Raw genomic sequence first — 314 nt, forward strand, 5'->3', positions numbered from 1 at the left:
GTATGAGTAAAGGCAAGGCTCACAAAAAATACGAATACGGGTGCAAAGCCTCTGTGGTCCTGACCCAGAAAACCGGGATCATCGTAGGAGCCATGACTTTCAAGACTAATGTGTATGATGGGCATACCCTGGAGGAAGTACTTGAACAAACAACAAAACTAACGGGAAGGACTCCCAAAACAGCCACGGCAGACCGGGGCTATCAGGGAAAGCAACAGATTGGCAAAATTCGGATTCACCTTCCAAAGCCACCACTCAAGCGCGATAGTGCTTACCAGAAAACCTGAGTTCGACCTAAGCAATTAGCAAAATAG

Annotated in this window: 1 protein-coding gene; it reads left to right on the forward strand. The window is 47.1% G+C overall.

The window, feature by feature from the left end; genetic code table 11:
• A partial coding sequence (locus RM545_RS17560) for a transposase (protein ID WP_311496585.1) occupies positions 1–287 on the forward strand: 287 nt, incomplete at its 5' end.
• Between the last annotated feature and the right edge of the window lie 27 nt (positions 288–314).

Origin of the sequence: Autumnicola lenta, from assembly GCF_031846515.1 — a bacterium.
GTDB lineage: Bacteria > Bacteroidota > Bacteroidia > Flavobacteriales > Flavobacteriaceae > Autumnicola > Autumnicola lenta.